The organism is Streptomyces sp. HUAS TT11, from assembly GCF_051553595.1.
Lineage (GTDB): Bacteria > Actinomycetota > Actinomycetes > Streptomycetales > Streptomycetaceae > Streptomyces.
The window spans coordinates 5,410,573-5,429,224 of the sequence record NZ_CP196184.1; the positions used below are offsets into that span (position 1 = coordinate 5,410,573).

19 protein-coding genes and 1 tRNA gene are annotated in these 18,652 nt (G+C 71.2%); 6 read left to right on the forward strand and 14 right to left on the reverse strand.

The features are described 5' to 3' along the window. Nucleotides 1-69: 69 nt before the first annotated feature. A complete protein-coding gene (locus tag ACSHXN_RS24230) occupies nt 70-840 on the reverse strand; it encodes an ABC transporter ATP-binding protein (RefSeq protein WP_355137828.1) in 771 nt (256 codons plus the stop codon). Nucleotides 841-1,257: 417 nt separating this feature from the next. On the opposite strand from ACSHXN_RS24230, the gene ACSHXN_RS24235 reads away from it, so the two are divergent. Beyond that, a tRNA-Leu gene (locus ACSHXN_RS24235) sits at nt 1,258-1,343 on the forward strand. Nucleotides 1,344-1,520: 177 nt separating this feature from the next. Here ACSHXN_RS24235 and ACSHXN_RS24240 read toward each other — a convergent pair. The 3 genes from ACSHXN_RS24240 to ACSHXN_RS24250 form a co-directional block, all read right to left on the reverse strand. Further along, nucleotides 1,521-1,679, reverse strand: a complete 159-nt coding sequence (locus ACSHXN_RS24240) for a hypothetical protein (protein WP_355137826.1) — start codon at nt 1,677-1,679, stop codon at nt 1,521-1,523. A gap of 314 nt (nt 1,680-1,993) precedes the next feature. Then, nucleotides 1,994-2,578, reverse strand: a complete 585-nt coding sequence (locus ACSHXN_RS24245) for a TetR/AcrR family transcriptional regulator (protein ID WP_355137824.1) — start codon at nt 2,576-2,578, stop codon at nt 1,994-1,996. Nucleotides 2,579-2,703: 125 nt separating this feature from the next. After that, nucleotides 2,704-3,582 (reverse strand): helix-turn-helix transcriptional regulator, encoded by an 879-nt coding sequence (locus ACSHXN_RS24250; RefSeq protein ID WP_438303690.1) that lies wholly within the window; start codon nt 3,580-3,582, stop codon nt 2,704-2,706. A 147-nt stretch (nt 3,583-3,729) separates the two neighbouring features. Between ACSHXN_RS24250 and ACSHXN_RS24255 the strand changes: the two genes are divergently transcribed. Continuing rightward, nucleotides 3,730-4,746 (forward strand): aldo/keto reductase, encoded by a 1,017-nt coding sequence (locus ACSHXN_RS24255; RefSeq protein ID WP_355137820.1) that lies wholly within the window; start codon nt 3,730-3,732, stop codon nt 4,744-4,746. Nucleotides 4,747-5,055: 309 nt separating this feature from the next. Here the strand turns inward: ACSHXN_RS24255 and ACSHXN_RS24260 are convergent, their stop codons facing one another. Continuing rightward, nucleotides 5,056-5,538 carry a hypothetical protein gene (locus ACSHXN_RS24260; RefSeq protein ID WP_355137818.1) on the reverse strand — a complete coding sequence of 161 codons (483 nt, stop codon included), beginning with the start codon at nt 5,536-5,538 and terminating at the stop codon, nt 5,056-5,058. Between the two features lie 500 nt (nt 5,539-6,038). Between ACSHXN_RS24260 and ACSHXN_RS24265 the strand changes: the two genes are divergently transcribed. Next, nucleotides 6,039-7,214 carry a 4-hydroxybenzoate 3-monooxygenase gene (locus ACSHXN_RS24265; protein WP_355137816.1) on the forward strand — a complete coding sequence of 392 codons (1,176 nt, stop codon included), beginning with the start codon at nt 6,039-6,041 and terminating at the stop codon, nt 7,212-7,214. 275 nt (nt 7,215-7,489) lie between these two features. After that, nucleotides 7,490-8,362 (forward strand): Bax inhibitor-1/YccA family protein, encoded by an 873-nt coding sequence (locus ACSHXN_RS24270; RefSeq protein WP_355137814.1) that lies wholly within the window; start codon nt 7,490-7,492, stop codon nt 8,360-8,362. A 125-nt stretch (nt 8,363-8,487) separates the two neighbouring features. On the opposite strand, the gene ACSHXN_RS24275 is transcribed toward ACSHXN_RS24270, so the two are convergent. Then, nucleotides 8,488-8,715 carry a DUF4287 domain-containing protein gene (locus tag ACSHXN_RS24275; RefSeq protein WP_059130829.1) on the reverse strand — a complete coding sequence of 76 codons (228 nt, stop codon included), beginning with the start codon at nt 8,713-8,715 and terminating at the stop codon, nt 8,488-8,490. A gap of 101 nt (nt 8,716-8,816) precedes the next feature. Here ACSHXN_RS24275 and ACSHXN_RS24280 point away from each other — a divergent pair, with 101 nt between their 5' ends. Then, complete coding sequence (locus ACSHXN_RS24280; protein WP_355137812.1) at nt 8,817-9,128, forward strand: hypothetical protein; 312 nt, start codon at nt 8,817-8,819, stop codon at nt 9,126-9,128. Between the two features lie 31 nt (nt 9,129-9,159). On the opposite strand, the gene ACSHXN_RS24285 is transcribed toward ACSHXN_RS24280, so the two are convergent. From ACSHXN_RS24285 to ACSHXN_RS24295, 3 genes are all read right to left on the reverse strand, one after another. After that, nucleotides 9,160-9,978: a hypothetical protein gene (locus ACSHXN_RS24285; RefSeq protein ID WP_355137854.1), complete on the reverse strand. Its 819-nt coding sequence runs from the start codon at nt 9,976-9,978 to the stop codon at nt 9,160-9,162. 258 nt (nt 9,979-10,236) lie between these two features. Then, the gene (locus ACSHXN_RS24290) at nt 10,237-11,457 is read right to left on the reverse strand and encodes an acetyl-CoA C-acetyltransferase (protein ID WP_355137810.1); all 1,221 of its coding nucleotides are present in this window, start codon (nt 11,455-11,457) and stop codon (nt 10,237-10,239) included. Nucleotides 11,458-11,719: 262 nt separating this feature from the next. Further along, nucleotides 11,720-12,745, reverse strand: coding sequence for an SGNH/GDSL hydrolase family protein (locus ACSHXN_RS24295; protein WP_356110130.1), 1,026 nt, complete (start codon nt 12,743-12,745; stop codon nt 11,720-11,722). 179 nt (nt 12,746-12,924) lie between these two features. On the opposite strand from ACSHXN_RS24295, the gene ACSHXN_RS24300 reads away from it, so the two are divergent. Continuing rightward, a complete protein-coding gene (locus tag ACSHXN_RS24300) occupies nt 12,925-14,316 on the forward strand; it encodes a cystathionine beta-synthase (protein ID WP_355137806.1) in 1,392 nt (463 codons plus the stop codon). Between the two features lie 499 nt (nt 14,317-14,815). On the opposite strand, the gene ACSHXN_RS24305 is transcribed toward ACSHXN_RS24300, so the two are convergent. From ACSHXN_RS24305 to ACSHXN_RS24325, 5 genes are all read right to left on the reverse strand, one after another. After that, the gene (locus tag ACSHXN_RS24305) at nt 14,816-15,238 is read right to left on the reverse strand and encodes a hypothetical protein (protein ID WP_355137852.1); all 423 of its coding nucleotides are present in this window, start codon (nt 15,236-15,238) and stop codon (nt 14,816-14,818) included. 110 nt (nt 15,239-15,348) lie between these two features. Further along, nucleotides 15,349-16,281 (reverse strand): ABC transporter substrate-binding protein, encoded by a 933-nt coding sequence (locus ACSHXN_RS24310; protein WP_355137804.1) that lies wholly within the window; start codon nt 16,279-16,281, stop codon nt 15,349-15,351. A gap of 10 nt (nt 16,282-16,291) precedes the next feature. Further along, entirely contained in the window at nt 16,292-16,954 is a 663-nt protein-coding gene (locus tag ACSHXN_RS24315; RefSeq protein ID WP_355137802.1) for an ABC transporter permease, read from the reverse strand. Nucleotide 16,955: 1 nt separating this feature from the next. Continuing rightward, the gene (locus tag ACSHXN_RS24320; protein WP_438303691.1) at nt 16,956-17,597 is read right to left on the reverse strand and encodes an ABC transporter permease; all 642 of its coding nucleotides are present in this window, start codon (nt 17,595-17,597) and stop codon (nt 16,956-16,958) included. After that, complete coding sequence (locus ACSHXN_RS24325; RefSeq protein ID WP_355137798.1) at nt 17,594-18,631, reverse strand: ABC transporter ATP-binding protein; 1,038 nt, start codon at nt 18,629-18,631, stop codon at nt 17,594-17,596. Before ACSHXN_RS24325 ends, ACSHXN_RS24320 begins: the two co-directional genes overlap by 4 nt. Nucleotides 18,632-18,652 lie beyond the last annotated feature (21 nt).

Here is an 18,652-nt window from a genome sequence, read left to right on the forward strand (position 1 = left end):
TGGGGGGCGGTGGATGGGTGGCCCCGAGGGGCGGGCGGGGGCGGGCCCCGACGGGTCGTGCGCCCGGCGTCAGCTCGTGCGGCCCTTGGCGTCGAACTGCTTCATGCGGTCCAGCACCGCCTCCGAGCTCGGCTCGTGCAGTTCGTCCACGATCCGCCCGTCCGCCAGGAAGATCACCCGGTCCGCGTACGCCGCCGCCACCGGGTCGTGGGTGACCATCACCACCGTCTGCCCCAACTCCCGTACGGAGTTGCGCAGGAAGCCCAGAACCTCCGCGCCCGAGCGTGAGTCCAGGTTTCCGGTGGGCTCGTCACCGAAGATGATCTCCGGCCTGGACGCGAGGGCACGCGCCACCGCGACGCGCTGCTGCTGACCGCCCGACAGCTGCGAGGGCCGGTGGCTCAGCCGCCCCGACAGCCCGATCATCTGGATCACGGTGTCCAGCCAGGCCTTGTCGGGCTTGCGGCCCGCGATGTCCATGGGCAGCGTGATGTTCTCCAGGGCGGTCAGTGTGGGCAGCAGGTTGAACGCCTGGAAGATGAAGCCGATCCGGTCCCGGCGCAACTTGGTGAGCTGCTTGTCCTTGAGGGAGCCGAGTTCGACGTCGCCGATGCGGACGGAACCGGAGGAGAAGGAGTCGAGCCCGGCGACACAGTGCATCAGCGTCGACTTGCCCGAGCCCGAGGGCCCCATGATCGCCGTGAACTGCGCCTGCTGGAAGTCGACGGTGACCCGGTCGAGGGCGACCACCTGGGTCTCGCCCTGTCCGTAGACCTTCGACAGATCCGTGGCGCGGGCGGCCACGGTGGTGGTCCGGTCGACGAGGGGAGTGCTGGTCACGGGAGGGTGCTCCTGTCGGGACGGCGACGGTGATGAAGACGTGTTCCATCGTCGCGGCCGATCGGCGGCGTGTAGTCACCCGCTGTTCCGGTTCCCGGGGCAGTCTCGAGTCGGACCGGCCCGCGTCCCGTCATACCTGGGTATGACGGACTCCCCCGAGAAGGCGCCCGGGGGAAAGCGGTGCTCATGGTGTGCGGGGCCCGTTCCGCGACCATCCATCGGGACGGTGAAATTCCGTCATTCCCCATGCGTCGGCCCCGGCGGCCCGCGAGGCTACTGGCAAGTGCGGATGGCCCGTACCGAGTGCTGATGCACCCTCAGACATCAATAAAATAAGACAACATCGCATCGCCCGCCCGCTGTTCGGGGGATGCACCCCCGATAGGCTCGGAACGCTCGATGCGGCGCTCATGGCCTGCCCGGATGGTGGAATGCAGACACGGCGAGCTTAAACCTCGCTGCCCCTCGCGGGCGTACCGGTTCGAGTCCGGTTCCGGGCACCACCGCGTACACGCGTGCTGACCTGGAGTGACGGCCCGTCGGCGGTTCATTGTGCCGGTTCCGGGGGGACGTCCGGCCCCCGCCCTTCAGGGAAGCGCTCCGTTGTACGGGAGAGCCCGCGTCGTGCAGTGCGCATCCCGCCTGCCGCCGAGCGGCCGTGTCCGCGTGGCCGGGCGGGGTCATGGGTCCACGGTCGCGGCCCGGTGATCCGGCGTGTCGCCCGAACGCAGCCACGCGACGACCGCCTCGGTGACGTCCGAGGTCCGCACCCGGCCGTCGGCTTCGAGGAAGAACGGCGGCCGACCGCCCGGGTGGATATCGAGCGGGACACGATCCATGCCCGACCGGTCGCCCGTACACATGGTCGTCGTCGCCCGGGTGTGCTGCCTCCAGGCGTTCGACCAACAACGCGGGCACGGCACGACGCACCCTGCTGAACACCTCGTCGACCGGCCCGCCGGTCGGATCACCCGGCCCCCACGACCGACCGCGCCCGGGAAGTCCCCCCATGGCTCCGCGTACGACAACTCCCGGTGCCACGACGGGCGGACGCCGTGCATGTCCCGCCGTACGCCGCGACGCCGGCTGCTCGCCTCGGCCACGCTTCAGGGGTGTGCCCGCCGTGTCCCGCGGGGGCATGTCCCTGGTCGGGTCATCCGGTCACGATGCCGTGCAGGAGCAGGTCGATGAGCCGGGTGGCCAGGTCGCGTTGCTGCTCGCCGGCGGCCATGAGGCTGATCCCGCCGAGGGCCATCAGTACGTCCTGTGCGTCGACACCGGGCCGGGTGACCGAGGTGCCGGTTCCGGGGTCGAGGAGGTGGGCGACGGCGTCGGCGAGCAGGGCTCGGGTGTGCAGCTTCTCGTTGTCGTCGGTCAGCACCACGGCCAGTGCGTCGGCCATGCCCTGCTTGGCGGTCATGAAGTCGATGAAGCGTTCCATCCAGGTCCGCAGCGCGTCCCGGGGCGGCAGCGTGGCCGTCAGATGCGGCGCCGCCTCGCACAGGCGTTGCACTTCCTGCCGGTAGACGGCCTCGATGAGCAGTTCCTTGGAGGGGAAGCGGCGGTAGAGGGTTCCGACGCCGACGCCGGCCGTGCGGGCGATGTCCTTGACCGAGGCGCCCGCTCCGTCACGGGCGAAGGCGGCGGCCGCTGCTTCCAGCAGTTTGTCCTCGTTGCGCTGTGCGTCGGCGCGCAAGGGCCTGCGGTGCCGTGCCGTGTCCCCCTCGTGGTCGGTCACTGCCGATGTCCTTCCTGCCGCCACCCTGCAACCGGAACCCGTTCCGGATATGAGGGTACGACGGCACCCACCGTGCCGCCAGGCGCCGTACGGCCCCACCCGTGACCGTCACCGCCGGGTGCCGCTCAGCCGAGCGGCGGAAGCCGGAGGTGGTCCGGCCGGTGCGAAGGGCTGCTTCGATCCGCGAGGAGCCTCATGCGCTCCTCGGAGGGGGAGCCGGGTTCGGCGGTGTAGATGCCGAGGGTCTGTTCGGGGTCGTCGGTGGCGGTGAACGCCTCGTAGCCGAGGACGAGGTCGCCGACGAGGGCGTGGTGGTAGCGCTTGGTGCCGTGACTGCGCTGGAGGACGTCGTGGTCGGCCCACCAGCGGCGGAAGTCCGGATCGCGGAGGGAGAGTTCCTCGACGAGTTCGTCCAGGGCGGGGTCGTCGGGGTGGCGCCCGGCGTACAGGCGCAGAGAGGCGACCGTTCCGCGGGCGCCTTCCTCCCAGTCCGTGTGCAGCGCGCGCACCCGTTCGTCGAGGAAGAGGAGCCAGGCCATGTTGCGGTGGCGCGGGGGCAGCACGTCGAAGTCGGTGTAGAGGGCCCGGGCGAGGCGGTTGCCGGCCAGCACGTCCAGGCGCAGCCCCAGCACCAGGACCGGCACGTCGGTGAGTGTGTCGAGCAGCAGCCGCAGGCCCGGGCGGACCCGCTGCGGCGTCGGCGGGCGGGACCGGGCAGGGGCGGGCCGTGCGATACGGAACAGATGGGCGCGCTCCACGTCGCTGAGCCGCAGGGCGCGGGCCAGGGCCTCGAGGACCGCTTCCGAGACGCCCGCCTGGTGCCCGCGCTCGAGACGGATGTAGTAGTCCATGCTGACGCCGGCGAGCTGGGCGACCTCCTCGCGCCGCAGACCGGGCACCCGCCGTGTGCCGGGATGCGGCGGCAGCCCGGCCTCCTCGGGAGTGATCTTCGCGCGACGTGAGCGCAGGAACTCGCGCAGCGCCACATTCGGCTCACGACCCATGCGACCAGGGTAGATGCGGCGGCCCCGATGCGGATCGGCGAGGGGGGCACTGCTGGACCCCCTGTTCGATCAGGCCTCTCACCTCGCTCGACCACCGTGCTTGGCTCGACGGCGGACACAACCACGAACACCAGGAGGTGATCTGCGATGAAGCGCAGGATTCTCGGCGGTACCGGCATGTCGGTGAGCGAGTACGCGCTCGGGGCGATGATGTTCGGGGCGATGGGCAACACCGATCACGACGAGAGCATCCGCATGATCCATACGGCCCTCGACGCGGGTGTCAACCTGATCGACACCGCGGACGTCTACTCCGCCGGGGAGTCGGAGGTGATCGTGGGCAAGGCCCTGAAGGGCCGCCGCGACGAGGTCGTGCTGGCCACCAAGTTCGGGCTCCCGATGGGGGAGGACGCCAACCGGCGGGGCGGTTCGGCCCGCTGGATCCGCCGCGCGGTCGAGGACAGCCTGCGGCGTCTGGACACCGATCACATCGACCTGTACCAGATGCATCGGCCGGACCCGGGCACCGATGTCGACGAGACCCTCGGCGCACTGTCGGACCTGATCCGCGCCGGGAAGGTCCGTGCCGTGGGCGGTTCCTTCTTCGCCCCCGAGGAGACCGTGGAGGCCCAGTGGACGGCCGAGCGCCGCGGCCACCACCGCCTGCGTACCGAGCAGTCGCCGTACTCCGTCCTCACCCGGGGTGTGGAGAGCCGTGTGCTGCCCACCGCCCAGCGGTACGGCATGGGGGTGCTGACCTTCGGCCCGCTGAACTCCGGCTGGCTCTCCGGCCGCACCGACCCCACCGCGGGACACCGCAACGCGGGGCTCGGCGCGAAGATGTTCGATCTGTCCCGGCCCGGCGTCCGGGCCAAGGCCGAGGCCGTGCAGAAGCTCGGTGCCCTGGCGGCCGAGGCCGGTCTGCCGCTCGCCCACCTCGCCGTCGCCTTCGTGCGCGCCCACCCGGCCGTCACGGCTGTGCTGATCGGCCCGCGCCGCCCCGAGCAACTCGACGATCTCCTCGCCGGCGCCGATGTGGAACTCGACGGCGACGTCCTCGACCGTATCGACGCCATCGTGCCGCCCGGCGTCGACGTCAACCCGGACGACTTCTACATCGACCCCACCCCGCCCATCACCGACAAGCGCCTGCGCCGCCGCTGACGCACCGCAACGGACCTGGAGGCGAAGCCGGAGGGGCGCCTCCGCGCCGATGTGCCGTCGGCCGGCCTCGGCCGCTTCCGGGCGCGGACCGGCCGTCAGCCGGGTCTCTCCGCCACGGCGGAGAGACCCGGCTGACGGCGGTTCGGCTGCTGCCGCGAGGCGGCCTGCCGGGGCCGGGCCGATGGTGCGTCCCGTGCGCCCCGTGCGTTGCGCACGGTGTCCGGGGCACCACGGGCCGACTCCTGACCGGCTCACTCATGGGTTCGGACGCCGCCGGCGCCGCAAGCGCGGCCGGTTCCCACGGGCCTGCTAGTCGCAGTACTTGGCGATCGCCGCCGCCGCGCCCGCGTTGAAGCCCTTCTCGTAGTTGGGGTCCACGGCGATGACGCCCTGCGGCGCCTGTGCCTTGCAGGTGGCCTTGGCGAGCTTGAAGCCGTCCTGGTAACCCTTGGCGTACTGGTCCCGGGTCTGCTTCTCCTCGGCCTGCTTGACCGTGCCGCAGGCGAGCCTGGGGCCGCCCTCCTCCTGCATCGTCACAGGGCCGCCGGCGCTGCCGACCTCGATGCTGCCGGCGAGGTTTCCGTCAGCCCCGGCGACCATCCCGATGCTGGTGCCCGCCTGCCGGATCCGTACCTTCGCCCCCGGCGTGAGTCCTTGACCGATGATGTTGAACGAAGGGGAGTTGGCGCTCTGTGTCACATGGCACGTGGCCGTGGGGGCTGCCGCATGGGCGGAACCGGCCACGAAGGGCACCGAGCCGAGTGCCAGCGAGGAGAGTGCGAGGGGTGCCAACGCCGCGAGACGAAAACGTCCGTTCACTGTTCTGCCTTCCCTTCGGGGCATACGGAACCACATGCGGGATGTGAGGTTCGAACACACGGGGACGGGCGCGAATGGATGCTGCGGCCCACGCCCGAGGGGCGCGGTCTCACCGCCCGGAGCCGTGGGGCCGGGAGAACAACTCCCGTACGGCTTCCTGCACGTGGACTCCGAATCCGATGACGGCCGGGCCCCGGCAGGGGCGGCCTTTCGGTGCCCGTCCATGCTCTCGCAACCCCACTGCGCTGTCGACCCGGGTGGACACGGTGGGTAACGAGCCGCTCGTCAGGGGCCTTTGCGGGGCCGAGTCCACCGGACGACCGCCGGCCGCCCCGGGGTGGCCGGCGCGCTCGGCGTCCGCCGGTTCTGTGGGCGACACCGTTGACAGCGGGTCCTCGCGGCCGGACACTCGGTTCATTGATGTGAAATTAATTTCACTAGACGAACGAGCGTGAGCGCAAAGGGGCGTCGGGATGCGCACGACGGTCGGCATCATCGGAGCGGGGCCCGCGGGGCTGCTGCTGGCGCGGCTTCTGCACCGTGCGGGCGTCGAATCGGTCGTGCTGGAGAGCCGGGACCGGGACTACGTCGAGCAGCGGCAGCGCGCCGGGATCCTGGAGCAGGGCACCGTCGACGTGCTGCGGGCCGCCGGCGCCGGTGACCGCATGGACCGCGAAGGGCTGCCCCACGACGGGATCGAACTGCGTTTCGCGCGCCGCCGCCACCGTGTCGACTTCCCCGCCCTCACCGGCGGCAGGTCCGTGATGGTCTACGCGCAGACCGAGGTCTGCAAGGACCTCATCGCGCTCCAGTTGGAGGAGGGCGGTCCGCTGCTGTTCGGGGCGGAGGCGCTCGCCGTCGAGGACGCGGACACGGAGCGGCCCCGGATCCGCTTCTGCCGCGAGGGCCGCGAGGACGTCCTGGAGTGCGAGTACGTCGTCGGATGCGACGGCTTTTGGGGCGTGTCCCGCACGGCGGTGCCGTCCGGGCTCTCCCGTGTCTTCGAGCGCACGTATCCCTTCAGCTGGCTGGGCATCCTGGCCGATGTCGCGCCGTCGCACGACGAACTCGTGTACGCCCGCCACGAGCGCGGCTTCGCCCTGCTGAGCATGCGTTCCCCGTCCGTCTCCCGCCTCTACCTCCAGGTGCCGGCCGGCACGGACGCCGGGGAGTGGTCCGACGACCAGATCTGGGAGGAGCTGGAGCGGCGCTTCGAGACCGCCGACGACTGGGCGCTCGCCCGGGGGCCGATCACCTCCAAGTCGGTGACTCCGATGCGCAGTTACGTCCACGAGCCCATGCGCCACGGACGGCTGTTCCTGGCCGGGGACGCCGCACACATCGTGCCGCCCACCGGCGCCAAGGGGCTCAACCTGGCCGTCGGCGACGTCGTCACCTTCGCGCGCGCCCTGGCGCACCAGCGGGAGACGGGATCGTGGGAGCGGCTCGACGCGTACTCCGAGACATGCCTGCGGCGGGTGTGGCAGGCCGAGCGGTTCTCCTACGAGATGACCTCGATGCTGCACCGTGCCCCGGACGCCACGCCGTTCGACGAGCGGATACAGCTGGCCCGCCTGGCACGGCTCACCGCCTCGCGCGCCGCCGAGACGGATCTCGCGCACGGTTACACAGGGTTCCCGCTCGAGTGATCGTCCGCGTCGTCGTCGGCGCCCCGCGATCACCCGGACGGCCGATGGCGCCTCGCCCGGCCGGCCGGGTCCCCTGCCCGCGGGATCAGGGGCCGGTCTCGACTCTGTCCCAGGTTGGTCATGGGTCGAGGGGGGTCCTCCCGGGGAATCAAGGACCCGCGTAGCGTGTTGGGCGACAGGACGAGGGAAAGATCCTCCCCAAGCATTAGGGTCAATCCTTTGCCTACCTATTACTCTTGAGCCAAGGCCACGCAGGGTGGCCATGGAGGAGTGAAATGAGGAGCAGCAACCCGGTCTTCTCGCGACGGGGGTTCAGCCGCGACAACGGCTACGCGGGCTTCAACACCGCGCCGCAGGCCGGGGGAGCCGCCGTCGGCACGCAGGGGAACCCGTACGCGCAAGGCAATCCGTACGCGCAGAACCCCTACGCCCAGCAGACGCAGTACGGGGCCCCGCCGCAGGCCCCGGCCACCACCGGCCGGATGACGATGGACGACGTCGTCATGCGCTCGGCCATGACGCTCGGCACGGTCGCCGTGGGCGCGGTCCTCGCCTGGGCCCTGCTGCCGGTCTCGTCGACCAGCTACGGCCTGGCGATCGGCTCCGCTCTCATCGCGTTCGTCCTGGCGATGGTGCAGTCCTTCAAGCGCACCGCCTCGCCCGCGCTGATCCTCGGGTACGCCGCCTTCGAGGGCGTCTTCCTGGGCGTCATCAGCGAGATGTACAACGCGCAGTGGAACGGCGCGCCCTTCCAGGCGGTGCTCGGCACGATGGCCGTCTCCGGCGCGACCCTGCTCGTGTACAAGGCCGGCTGGATCCGGGTCACCGCCCGGTACGCCCGGATCGGTCTTGCCATCGCCGTGGCCTTCGTGCTGGTCATGGCGGTCAACCTCCTGCTGGTCGCCTTCGGGGTCGCCCCGGACGGCGGTCTGCGCAGCATGGGCCCGCTGGGCGCGATCGTCGGCATCATCGCGATCCTGCTCGGCGCGTTCTTCCTCACCCTCGACTTCAAGCAGATCGAGGACGGCATCGCCTACGGCGCGCCGCGCGAGGAGGCCTGGCTGGCCGCGTTCGGCCTGACCATGACCCTCGTGTGGATCTACGTGGAGATGCTGCGGCTGGTCGCCATCTTCAGCAGCAACGACTGACCGCGCCCGCGCCCTTTCGGGGCGCGGGACGCCCGAGGCCACGAAGGGCCCGTGCACCCCTCCCGGGGTGCACGGGCCCTTCGTCGTGGTGATGCCCGATCGCGGGCGGAACCGGTGGTGCGCGCTCAGAGCAGTTTGCGTGCGGCCCTTCTCAGGTCGTACTCATGGATGATCGCCTTGGCGTGGCCGTACGCGAGATTGTGCTCGTGCCGGAGCCAGGTGACCTTCTCCTCGAAGCCGAGAGCGGGGCCTTCGTCGACGGTGCGAAGCCAGTCGGACACTTCACGACCGGTGCAGTGGGGGATGCGGGCGAGCAGATTGCGATGGGTCTCCTCGGAGAAGACTTGGGACATCGGCGCCTCCGGACGCACTCGATGAAGCCGGTCCTTCAGGTCACCGTGCCTGAGCGTTCGCCTGTTGGCAACAGTCCTGCCCCAACGCGTACTCTCGCGGCGTGCTCGATACGACGCCTTTGACCCAGGCAGTGGATCACTTCGCCGACCGCTTGCGGGCCGCTCCGCAGAGCCGGCTGCAACGCGGCGCGGCGGCCGAGGCACTGGCTCTGGCCAGGGAGTTGGCGCGCCGTGCGCAACTCCTCGAGGAGCCTTCGGCGGAGCCCCGGGAGATGCCCGACGCGGGTATGTTCGCGGCGGCCGACCAGATCACGGTGGCGGGACACGACCTGGCGGTCGTCCTGGAGGACGCGGCGCAACTCGCCGAGGCCGTGGCGCTCGTGGCGGAGGCGCAGAAACGCGCCGGGGTGTGACGTCCGGCGCCCGGACTCGATACGACGGCCGCTACAGCGACGCTATGACCCGGTCCGCCAGGATGTAGACGGTCTCCTCGCCGCATGCGAACGTCAGTGCGTACGCGCCCGAGACGCCCGAGCCGCCCAGCAGGAACGGGGCGTGGCCGTCGTCGAGAGCGTCGGCGAGCCGCTCGGCGGTCTCGCGGTGGCCCGGTGTCATGCACAGCGTCGTGCCGTCCGCGAAGACGTAGACGTCGAGGGTGCCCAGCGGGCCCGGGCGGACGTCGGTCAGCTCGGTCCGCGCGGCGGCCAGTTCCTCGAGGCACGCGACCGTGCGCTCGTGGTCGTTCACGACCGGGGACGGGGCCGGTACGAAGTCCGGGTGCGAGGGGTGGCGGCGGCGGGCGGCGGCCAGCTCCGGGGACTCCCCGCCGAGGACTCCGTCCGCGGCGGTGCCGCCGGCGAACTCGCTGTCGTCGAAGGCGGGCTCGACCACCGGTTCCAGGCTGTCGTGCTCCAGGCCTGCGAAGTCCGACTGGCGGGGCAGGAAGAGGTCGTTGTCGGACAGCCCGAACAGGGAGGGCGCGTCGGCGATGTCGCGGGCCTCCTGGGCGGCCCAGAAGGCGCGCGCCTCGGCCAGCTCGCGCTCCCGCTCATCGGCCAGTGCCTCGGCCACGGCGGCACGTATCTCCTCCGTGTCGGCGGTGGAGCGGGCGGCGGGCACGACGCCGCGCGGCTGCGCGGCGCGGCTCTCGACGAGTTCGGTCTGCAGGGCCGCGAACTGCCGGCGCAGCGCCCGCACGCTGCACAGGACGGCGACGCCCACGCCCGCGGCTGCGGACGTGGTGAGCAGCAGAGCTATCGGCATGGCGCTCACTGACGTACTCCCGGTTCAAAGTCGACCCTCGACTTCCTACATCAGCTTGAAGGGTGGACTATCCAGTTGTCAGTGCGTAACGTCACGAAACGGACAGGAACCTGAGGGTGGGGTTTCTTCATGAAACGGCCGTGACCTGCGTAGACCCCCTTCGGAGGGAGATAGGTCACATCCTGGGGGAGATTGGATCACAAAACGGCCCGAAGCCCTGAGGGAAGAGGCTCCGGGCCGTCGTACGGGGTGCTGCGGTCAGCTGAGGCGCTCGATGACCATGGCCATGCCCTGGCCGCCGCCGACGCACATCGTCTCCAGGCCGAACTGCTTGTCGTGCCACTGGAGGGAATTGATCAGCGTGCCGGTGATGCGGGCGCCGGTCATGCCGAAGGGGTGGCCGACGGCGATGGCGCCGCCGTTGACGTTCAGCTTGTCCAGCGGAATGCCGAGGTCGCGGTAGGAGGGGATCACCTGCGCGGCGAAGGCCTCGTTGATCTCGACGAGGTCGATGTCGTCGATGGTGAGGCCGGCGCGCTTGAGGGCCTGGTTGCTCGCCTCGACCGGGCCGTAGCCCATGATCTCGGGGGACAGGCCGGAGACGCCGGTGGAGACGATCCGGGCGAGCGGCGTCAGCCCCAGCTCGCGGGCCTTGGTGTCACTCATGATGATCACGGCCGCGGCCCCGTCGTTGAGGGGGCAGCAGTTCCCGGCCGTGACACGGCCGTCGGGGCGGAAGACCGGCTTCAGCCCGGCCACGCCCTCCAGGGTGACGCCGGCGCGCGGACCGTCGTCCTTGCCGACGACCGTGCCGTCCGGGAGGGTCACCGGGGTGATCTCGCGCTCCCAGAAGCCCTTGGCGATGGCCTGCTCGGCGAGGTTCTGGGAGCGGACGCCGAACTCGTCCATCTCCCCGCGGGTGACGCCCTTCAGCCGGGCGAGGTTCTCGGCGGTCTGGCCCATCGCGATGTACGGGTCGGGGACGAGGCCGTCCTCGCGCGGGTCGTGCCAGTCGGCGCCTTCGGACGCGGCGACGGTGGCGGTGCGGGCCTCGGCGTCGGCGAAGAGGGGGTTGTGGGTGTCCGGGAGGCCGTCGGAGGTGCCCTTGACGCTGCGGCTGACCATCTCGACGCCGGCGGAGATGAACACATCGCCCTCGCCGGCCTTGATGGCGTGCAGGGCCATGCGGGAGGTCTGCAGCGAGGAGGAGCAGTACCGGGTGACGGTGCACCCCGGGAGGTGGTCCATGCCCATCTGCACGGCGACGATGCGGCCCAGGTTGTGGCCCTGCTCGCCGCCGGGGAGGCCGCAGCCGAGCATCAGATCGTCGATGTCCCCGGGATCCAGGCCGGGGACCTTGGCCAGGGCGGCCTGGATGATGGTGGCGGTGAGGTCGTCCGGACGCAGGTCCTTCAGGGAGCCCTTGAAGGCGCGGCCGATGGGCGAGCGGGCGGTCGACACGATGACGGCTTCGGGCATCACGGCTCCATTGCACGAGGGAGGCAGGGCTGTGGGGGAAGTTACCCGTACGTACGGACGAGGTCACGGGAAGAGGGATGTGACTCGGACCGCACTTTTCTAAGCGCTTGCTTTCTCTTCCGGAACGGCGGCGGCAGGAGGGATCCGGCCGCCGGCCGGCCCGCGAGCTCCGGCCGCGTTGCCACGGCGGGGCCGCACACGGCGGCATGCCCCCTCCGGGGGGAGGGGGCGAGATCCCGGACCCGGTGCGGGAGCGCGCGGGTCAGGGGGTCGTCTCCGCGGCCGTGGCAGGGGCCGCGTCCGGGGTGGGCAGGCGCCGGCGCCGACGTCGTTTGAGCAGGGCCCAGGGCCCCCGGGGGCCGGTCGGCATCGCGGCCGTGACCTCCGTGCCCGCCTCCGACGCGGCCTCGGCCGCGGCGCGGGCCACCGGCAGGAAGCCCTCGCGGCGGGAGGCGTCCGGGCGCTCCTCCTCCGCGGGCCACAGGCCGAGAGTCGCGCAGACGGTCGGCAGGACCGCCATCGCCGCCGTGGCGTAGCCCTCCGCCGAGGGGTGGTAGTTGTCCGGTCCGAAGAGCTCGCGCGGGTTCTCCGCGAACTCGGGTCCGAGCAGGTCGCCCAGCGACACCGTACGGCCCCCCTGCTCGACGACCCCGATCGTCTGGGCCGCGGCCAGCTGACGGGAGGCCCTGCGGGCGAGCCAGCGCAGGGGCTGCTGGACCGGCTCGATCGTGCCGAGGTCGGGGCAGGTGCCCACCACCACCTCCGCGCCCGCCGTGCGCAGCCGGCGTACGGCCGACGCCAGATGGCGCACCGAGCGCGTCGCAGGCATGCGATGGGTGACGTCGTTCGCGCCGATCATGATCACGCAGACGTCGGGCACCCGGTCGGGGTCCTCGAGCGCCAGTCCCACCTGGCGGTCCAGGTCGTCGGACTGCGCTCCCGGGAGCGCCACGACGCTCAGTTCCACCGGGCGCTCCGCCACCGCCGCCAGACCCGAGGCCAGCAGCGCTCCCGGCGTCTGCCGGGTGCGGTGCACCCCCTGTCCCGCCGCCGTGGAGTCGCCGAGCATCATCAGCCGCAGCGCCGATCCCTCGTACCCCCGGCCGTACAGTCCGTTCGCGCTCGGCGGGAACGGACTGTGGCCGTTGCCCACATGGCGCTTGGCCATCTGCACCTCGGCGACCAGCAACCCGACGGCGGCCGCACCGACCAGACCGATACCACCGCCGCCGTACGCTGCGCCCGCCGCGATGCGCCGGGCCACCCTCGCCCTCGACATGCTCGACATGCGTCGCCGCCACCTCCTAGTAGCCGTACAAACTGTGCTTGCCCCGTACGCCCTGTCGTCCAATCTCAACCGGACGTGAACGCCCGGGACGGCCCGCGCTTGCCGACCGTCCGGGCCCCGGAGCGCTTACTCTGGCGGCACCATCACGACCACTTCTTTTGCAGCAACCGGAGACAACGGTGCAATTCCACGACTCGATGATCAGCCTGGTCGGCAACACCCCGCTGGTGAGGCTCAACCGCGTGACCGCCGGCATCACGGCGACCGTGCTGGCGAAGGTCGAGTACTTCAACCCCGGCGGTTCGGTGAAGGACCGCATCGCCCTGCGGATGATCGAGGCGGCCGAGCAGAGCGGTGAGCTCAAGCCCGGCGGCACGATCGTCGAGCCCACCAGCGGGAACACCGGCGTGGGCCTAGCGATCGTGGCCCAGCAGAAGGGCTACAAGTGCATCTTCGTCTGCCCCGACAAGGTCTCCACGGACAAGATCAACGTGCTGCGTGCGTACGGCGCCGAAGTGGTGGTGTGCCCGACGGCGGTGGCCCCGGAGCACCCCGACTCCTACTACAACGTCTCCGACCGGCTGGTCCGTGAGACGCCGGGCGCCTGGAAGCCGGACCAGTACTCCAACCCGAACAACCCCCTTTCGCACTACCACTCGACCGGCCCCGAGCTGTGGGAGCAGACGGAGGGGAGGATCACCCACTTCGTCGCGGGTGTCGGCACGGGCGGGACGATCTCCGGTACCGGTCGCTACCTGAAGGAGATCAGCGGCGGCAAGGTCAAGGTCATCGGCGCCGACCCCGAGGGATCGGTGTACTCCGGCGGATCCGGGCGGCCGTACCTCGTCGAGGGCGTCGGGGAGGACTTCTGGCCCACCGCGTACGACGCGGAGGTCCCCGACGAGATCGTCGCCGTGTCCGACAAGGACTCCTTCCAGATGACCCGGCGGCTGGCGAAGGAGGAGGGGCTGCTCGTCGGCGGATCCTGCGGCATGGCGGTCGTGGGCGCGCTGCGGGTCGCCGAGCGGCTCGGCCCCGACGACGTGGTCGTCGTCCTCCTCCCCGACAGCGGGCGCGGCTACCTCAGCAAGATCTTCAACGACGAGTGGATGGCCGACTACGGCTTCCTGGAGGACACCGGCCCGAACGCCCGGGTGGGCGACGTGCTCAGCGACAAGGCGGGCGGCTCCATCCCGTCCCTCGTCCACATGCACCCCGACGAGACGGTCGGCCAGGCCATCGAGGTGCTGCGCGAGTACGGCGTCTCGCAGATGCCGATCGTCAAGCCGGGCGCGGGGCACCCGGACGTGATGGCCGCCGAGGTCGTGGGGTCCGTCGTCGAGCGTGAGCTGCTGGACGCCCTGTTCACCAAGCGCGCCTCGCTCGACGACCCGCTGGAGAAGCACATGTGTGCTCCGCTGCCCCAGGTCGGTTCCGGCGAGCCGGTCGGGGACCTGATGTCGGTGCTCGGCGCCGCCGACGCGGCGATCGTCCTCGTCGAGGGCAAGCCGACCGGTGTGGTCAGCCGGCAGGACCTGCTGTCGTTCCTGGCCAAGGGCGGAAGGCACTAGCCCACACCCGGTGAACCGGCCGTGTCACCGGGGAACGCGCGGTGACGCGGGAAGGCACGGGCTTCTCGGAAGTGGTACGAGCGTGTCACGTCCGCGCAGCACCCGCTTAACACGCGTCCGGCACATTGGTGGGTGTCGGCAGGGCGGGAGCGGCTCCCCGCCCCGGCCGACGGCCGAAACGGCGCCAGGGACCTCCGGAGCGGCTCCCGGACCTCCATGGACGCCACGGACGCGCAAGCCCGGCCCTGACCCGGCCCGCGTCCCTCGCGGGGACCGCCGTCGTCCCGCCCCCCGGCAACGGGGGTGCGGCGGTCCCCGCGCATGTCTTTCGCGGCCGGCTCCCCGCCATGACGGCGGAGGGCCGGCCGCCGTCGTTCGGCCCGTCGGTGGCCGGGACCGACCTTCGCCGCGGTGGTCGGGGGACCGGCGGCAGCGCGCGGCCGGCCTTCGGGTCGCCGTGGGACGCCGCCCGGTCCGCGGCGGGTCGCGGACCGGAGGGTCAGTCCTCCCAGCCGTCCTGCGAGGAGGGGCGGCGTCGGGTGAAGAGGCCGGGGTTGGTGCGGACGGCCTGGACCGCGTTGACGCCGACGATGCCCACCCAGGTGATCAGCAGGCCGGGCAGGTGTGCGACGCCGCCGCCGATCGCCGAGAGCGGGATCGCGAGCACCAGCGAGACGATGCCGAAGCCGAAGCGCTCCCCCCAGGAGTCCGTCGCCCGAGGGGAGCGCGCGCCGCGGGCCACCACCATCTGCTGCTCGGCGAGCTGCCGGCGCACCCGGCGGTCGATCGCGCCGTCGATGCGCTGGTCGACCTTCTCCAGGAAGGAGTCGACCAGCGCCGACTCGTACTCCTCGCCCAGCTCCCTGCGGGCCTGCAGCGTGGCGTTGAGTTCCTTCTTCAGGTCGGCGTCCTGTGCGTCCATACCGGTCATACAGAGCACGTTAAGGATCCGGGAACCCCGCCGCACTGGGGATACCCCCCCTCTTGCCCCGGGGGCGTGCTCGAGGGGCGCTCCGGGTCCCGGCCGTTCGGCTACTTCGCCAGTCCGTGCTGCTTCGCGTAGGCGTCGGCCACGTCCTCCGGGTCCTTCTTGTCCTTGTCCACCCGGCCGTTGAGCTCGGTGAGATCGGCGGTGGTCAGGACGTTGCCGAGCCGGGCGAGGGCCTTGCGGACCGTGTCGTCGGCCTTGCGGTCGGCGATGAGGGGGACGATGTGCTGGCTCGGGATCAGATGCTCGGGGTCCGCGAGAACCACCCAGTCCTCGGTCTCGATGTCGGTGTCCGTGGTGAAGAGGTTCGCCACGTCCACATCGCCCTTCTTCAGAGCGCCCTTGACCAGCGGGCCGTCGGAGTCGAGCGACTTGAACTCCTTGAACTCGGCGCCGTACACGTCCTTCAGGCCGACCGCGCCGACCCGGCGTTTCTTCACCTCGGGGGCCGCCCCGATGACCAGCCTGCCGTTCTGCTTCTTCAGGTCGGCGAGAGAGGCCAGCCCGTACTTCCGCGCGGTCTCCCGGGTGACGACGAAGGCGTCCGAGTCCTCGGCCGTGCCGTACGGCAGGACCTGCAGACCGGTCGGCAGGGCCAGGGTGAGGGCGTTCTGCATGGCGCCCTCCTCGGTGGGCGTGGCCTTCGGGTCGAGGTAGTTGAGGAGGGCGCCCTGGTACTCGGGCAGCAGGTCGATGTCGCCGCCCTTGAGCGCGGGGATGACGATCTCCCGGGTGCCGAGGTTGGGGCGGACGGTGACCTTCACCCCGGCCGCCTTCAGGACGGCCGCGTAGAGATAGCCGAGCACCTGGTTCTCGGTGAAGTTGGCGGTGCCGATGGTGACTCCGCCCTTGCTGGAGCCTTTGCCGCCCGCGGCGTCGCCCTGGCCGTCGAGTGAGGTGATGCCGCTCGCACACGCGGAGAGCGCCGGGACGGAGGCGGCGGCGAACAGGCCGCCGAGGAGAGCACGACGATTCATTCTTCGATCCCTAGGCAGTGCGGTGGCGGAAGAGGAAGCGCTGGAGGCCGGACAGGGCCAGGTCCAGGACGACGGCGACCACGGCGACCAGCACCGCGCCGCCGAGCACCTGGACGAGGTCACGCTGGGCGAGGCCGTCGAAGACGTAGCGGCCCAGGCCGCCGAAGGAGACGTAGGCGGCGATGGTGGCCGTCGCGACCACCTGGATCAGTGCCAGGCGCAGGCCCGTCAGGATCAGGGGGAGGGCGAGCGGCACCTCCACCTGGAGGAGCACCTGGTGCCCGCGCATGCCCTGCCCGCGTGCCGCGTCCTTCACGTCCGGGTCGACGGCCGTCATGCCCGCGTAGGTGTTGGTGACGATCGCGGGGACCGCGAGGGCGACCAGGGCGACATACACCGGCAGCATGGACAGGCCGCCGGCCAGGAAGACCAGGACCACCAGGCCCACGGTCGGCAGGGCGCGGCCGAAGGACGCGAGGTTGATCGCGAGGAACGCGCCCTTGCCGGTGTGGCCGATCAGCAGGCCCAGCGGGAGGCCGATGGCGGCCGCGATGAGCGTGGCCAGCAGGGAGTACTGGAGGTGCTCGGCGAGGCGGTGGGCGATGCCGTCCGGGCCGGACCACTGGGACCCGCTGACCAGCCATGTGCCGAGGTTCTTGAACAGTTCGTACATCTCAGGCTCGCCGCCTCTTCCACGGGGTGAGGACGTACTGGAGGGCGACCAGCAGGGCGTCCGCGACCACGGCGAGCAGGAGGGTGAGGACCACTCCGACGATCACCGGGGTCGGGAAGTCGCGCTGGAAGCCGTCGGTGAAGAGCTGACCGAGGCCGCCGTCGCCGATGTAGGTCGCGACCGAGACCAGCGAGATCGACATGACGGTCGCGATCCGGACGCCCGCCATGATCACGGGCAGGGCGAGGGGGAGCTCCACGGTCAGGAGGGTCCGCAGCGGGCGTGTGCCCATCGCCTTCGCCGCCTCCTTCACCCGCACCGGGACCGAGTCGAGGCCCTCGACCGTGTTCCGGAGCAGGACCACGAGGCTGTAGACCGTCAGGCCGATCACGGTCGTGGTGCGCGTGAGGCCGCTCAGCGGCAGCAGGAGAACGAAGATCGCGATCGACGGGATGGTGAACAGGACGTTCGAGGCGCCGAGGAGGAAGCCGCGCAGGGGGCGGACACGGTGGGCGATCACCGCGAGGGGGAGCGAGATCAGCAGTCCGAGGAGGACGGCGGTGAGGGCGGCCTCGAGGTGGGAGAAGGTCAGGGAGGTGAGGTCGTCGGTGTGGTCCGCTATCCAGGACCAGTCGATGGTCATGCCGCCACGCCCAGTTCCGCGTGGGCGCGGTTCGCGTGCTCGAGGATGTCGTCGCGGGAGGACACGCCGGTGAGCTCGCCGGCCGCGTCGACCCGCGCGATCAGCCCCGTGGGGGAGGCGACGGACTCGTTCAGCGCCGACAGCAGGGAGTCGGCGTCCCCGAGCGGTCGTACCGGGCGTTCGGCGTCGTCCGCGGAACGCCAGTGCAGGGGCCTGCGCGCCTCGTCCAGGACGAGGGTCCAGGTGCCGGAGGCGGGGGCCGGGCCCTGCGGGACCGCCGCCAAAGTCCTCAGGGAGAGCAGTTTCAGCCCTCGCTCGGCGCCGAGGAACCCGGCCACGAAGTCGTCGGCGGGGCGCGCCAGAAGCTCTTCGGGCGCGGCGCACTGCACCAGATGCCCGCCGGTGCGGAAGACCGCGATGCGGTCGCCGAGGCGGACGGCCTCGTCGATGTCGTGGGTGACGAAGACGATGGTCTTGTTCAGCTCCTTCTGCAGACGCAGCAGTTCGTCCTGGAGCTGGGTGCGCACCACCGGGTCGACGGCGCCGAACGGCTCGTCCATCAGCAGGACGGGCGGATCGGCGGCGAGCGCGCGGGCGACTCCGACGCGCTGCTGCTGGCCGCCGGAGAGCTGGTGCGGATACCGCTTGCCGGCGTCGGCGGTGAGGCCGACGGTCTCCAGCAGCTCGGCCGCCCGGGAGCGCGCCTTCCTGCGGTTCCAGCCGAGCAGCAGGGGCACCGTGGCGATGTTGTCGAGCACCGTGCGGTGCGGGAAGAGGCCGCCCTGCTGGATGACGTAGCCGATGGAGCGGCGCAGCTCGGCGGCGTCCTGCCGGGTGACGTCCCGGCCGCCCACACGGATGGTGCCGGAGGTGGGCTCGACCATGCGGTTGACCATCCGCAGGGTGGTCGTCTTGCCGCAGCCGGAGGATCCGACCAGGACGGTCACACCGCCCTCCGGCATCTCCAGGGAGAGGTCGTGGACCGCCGTCGTGCCGTTGGGGAAGCGCTTGTGGACCGCATCGAACTGGATCATGAGATGTCCCTTGCCCGGCTG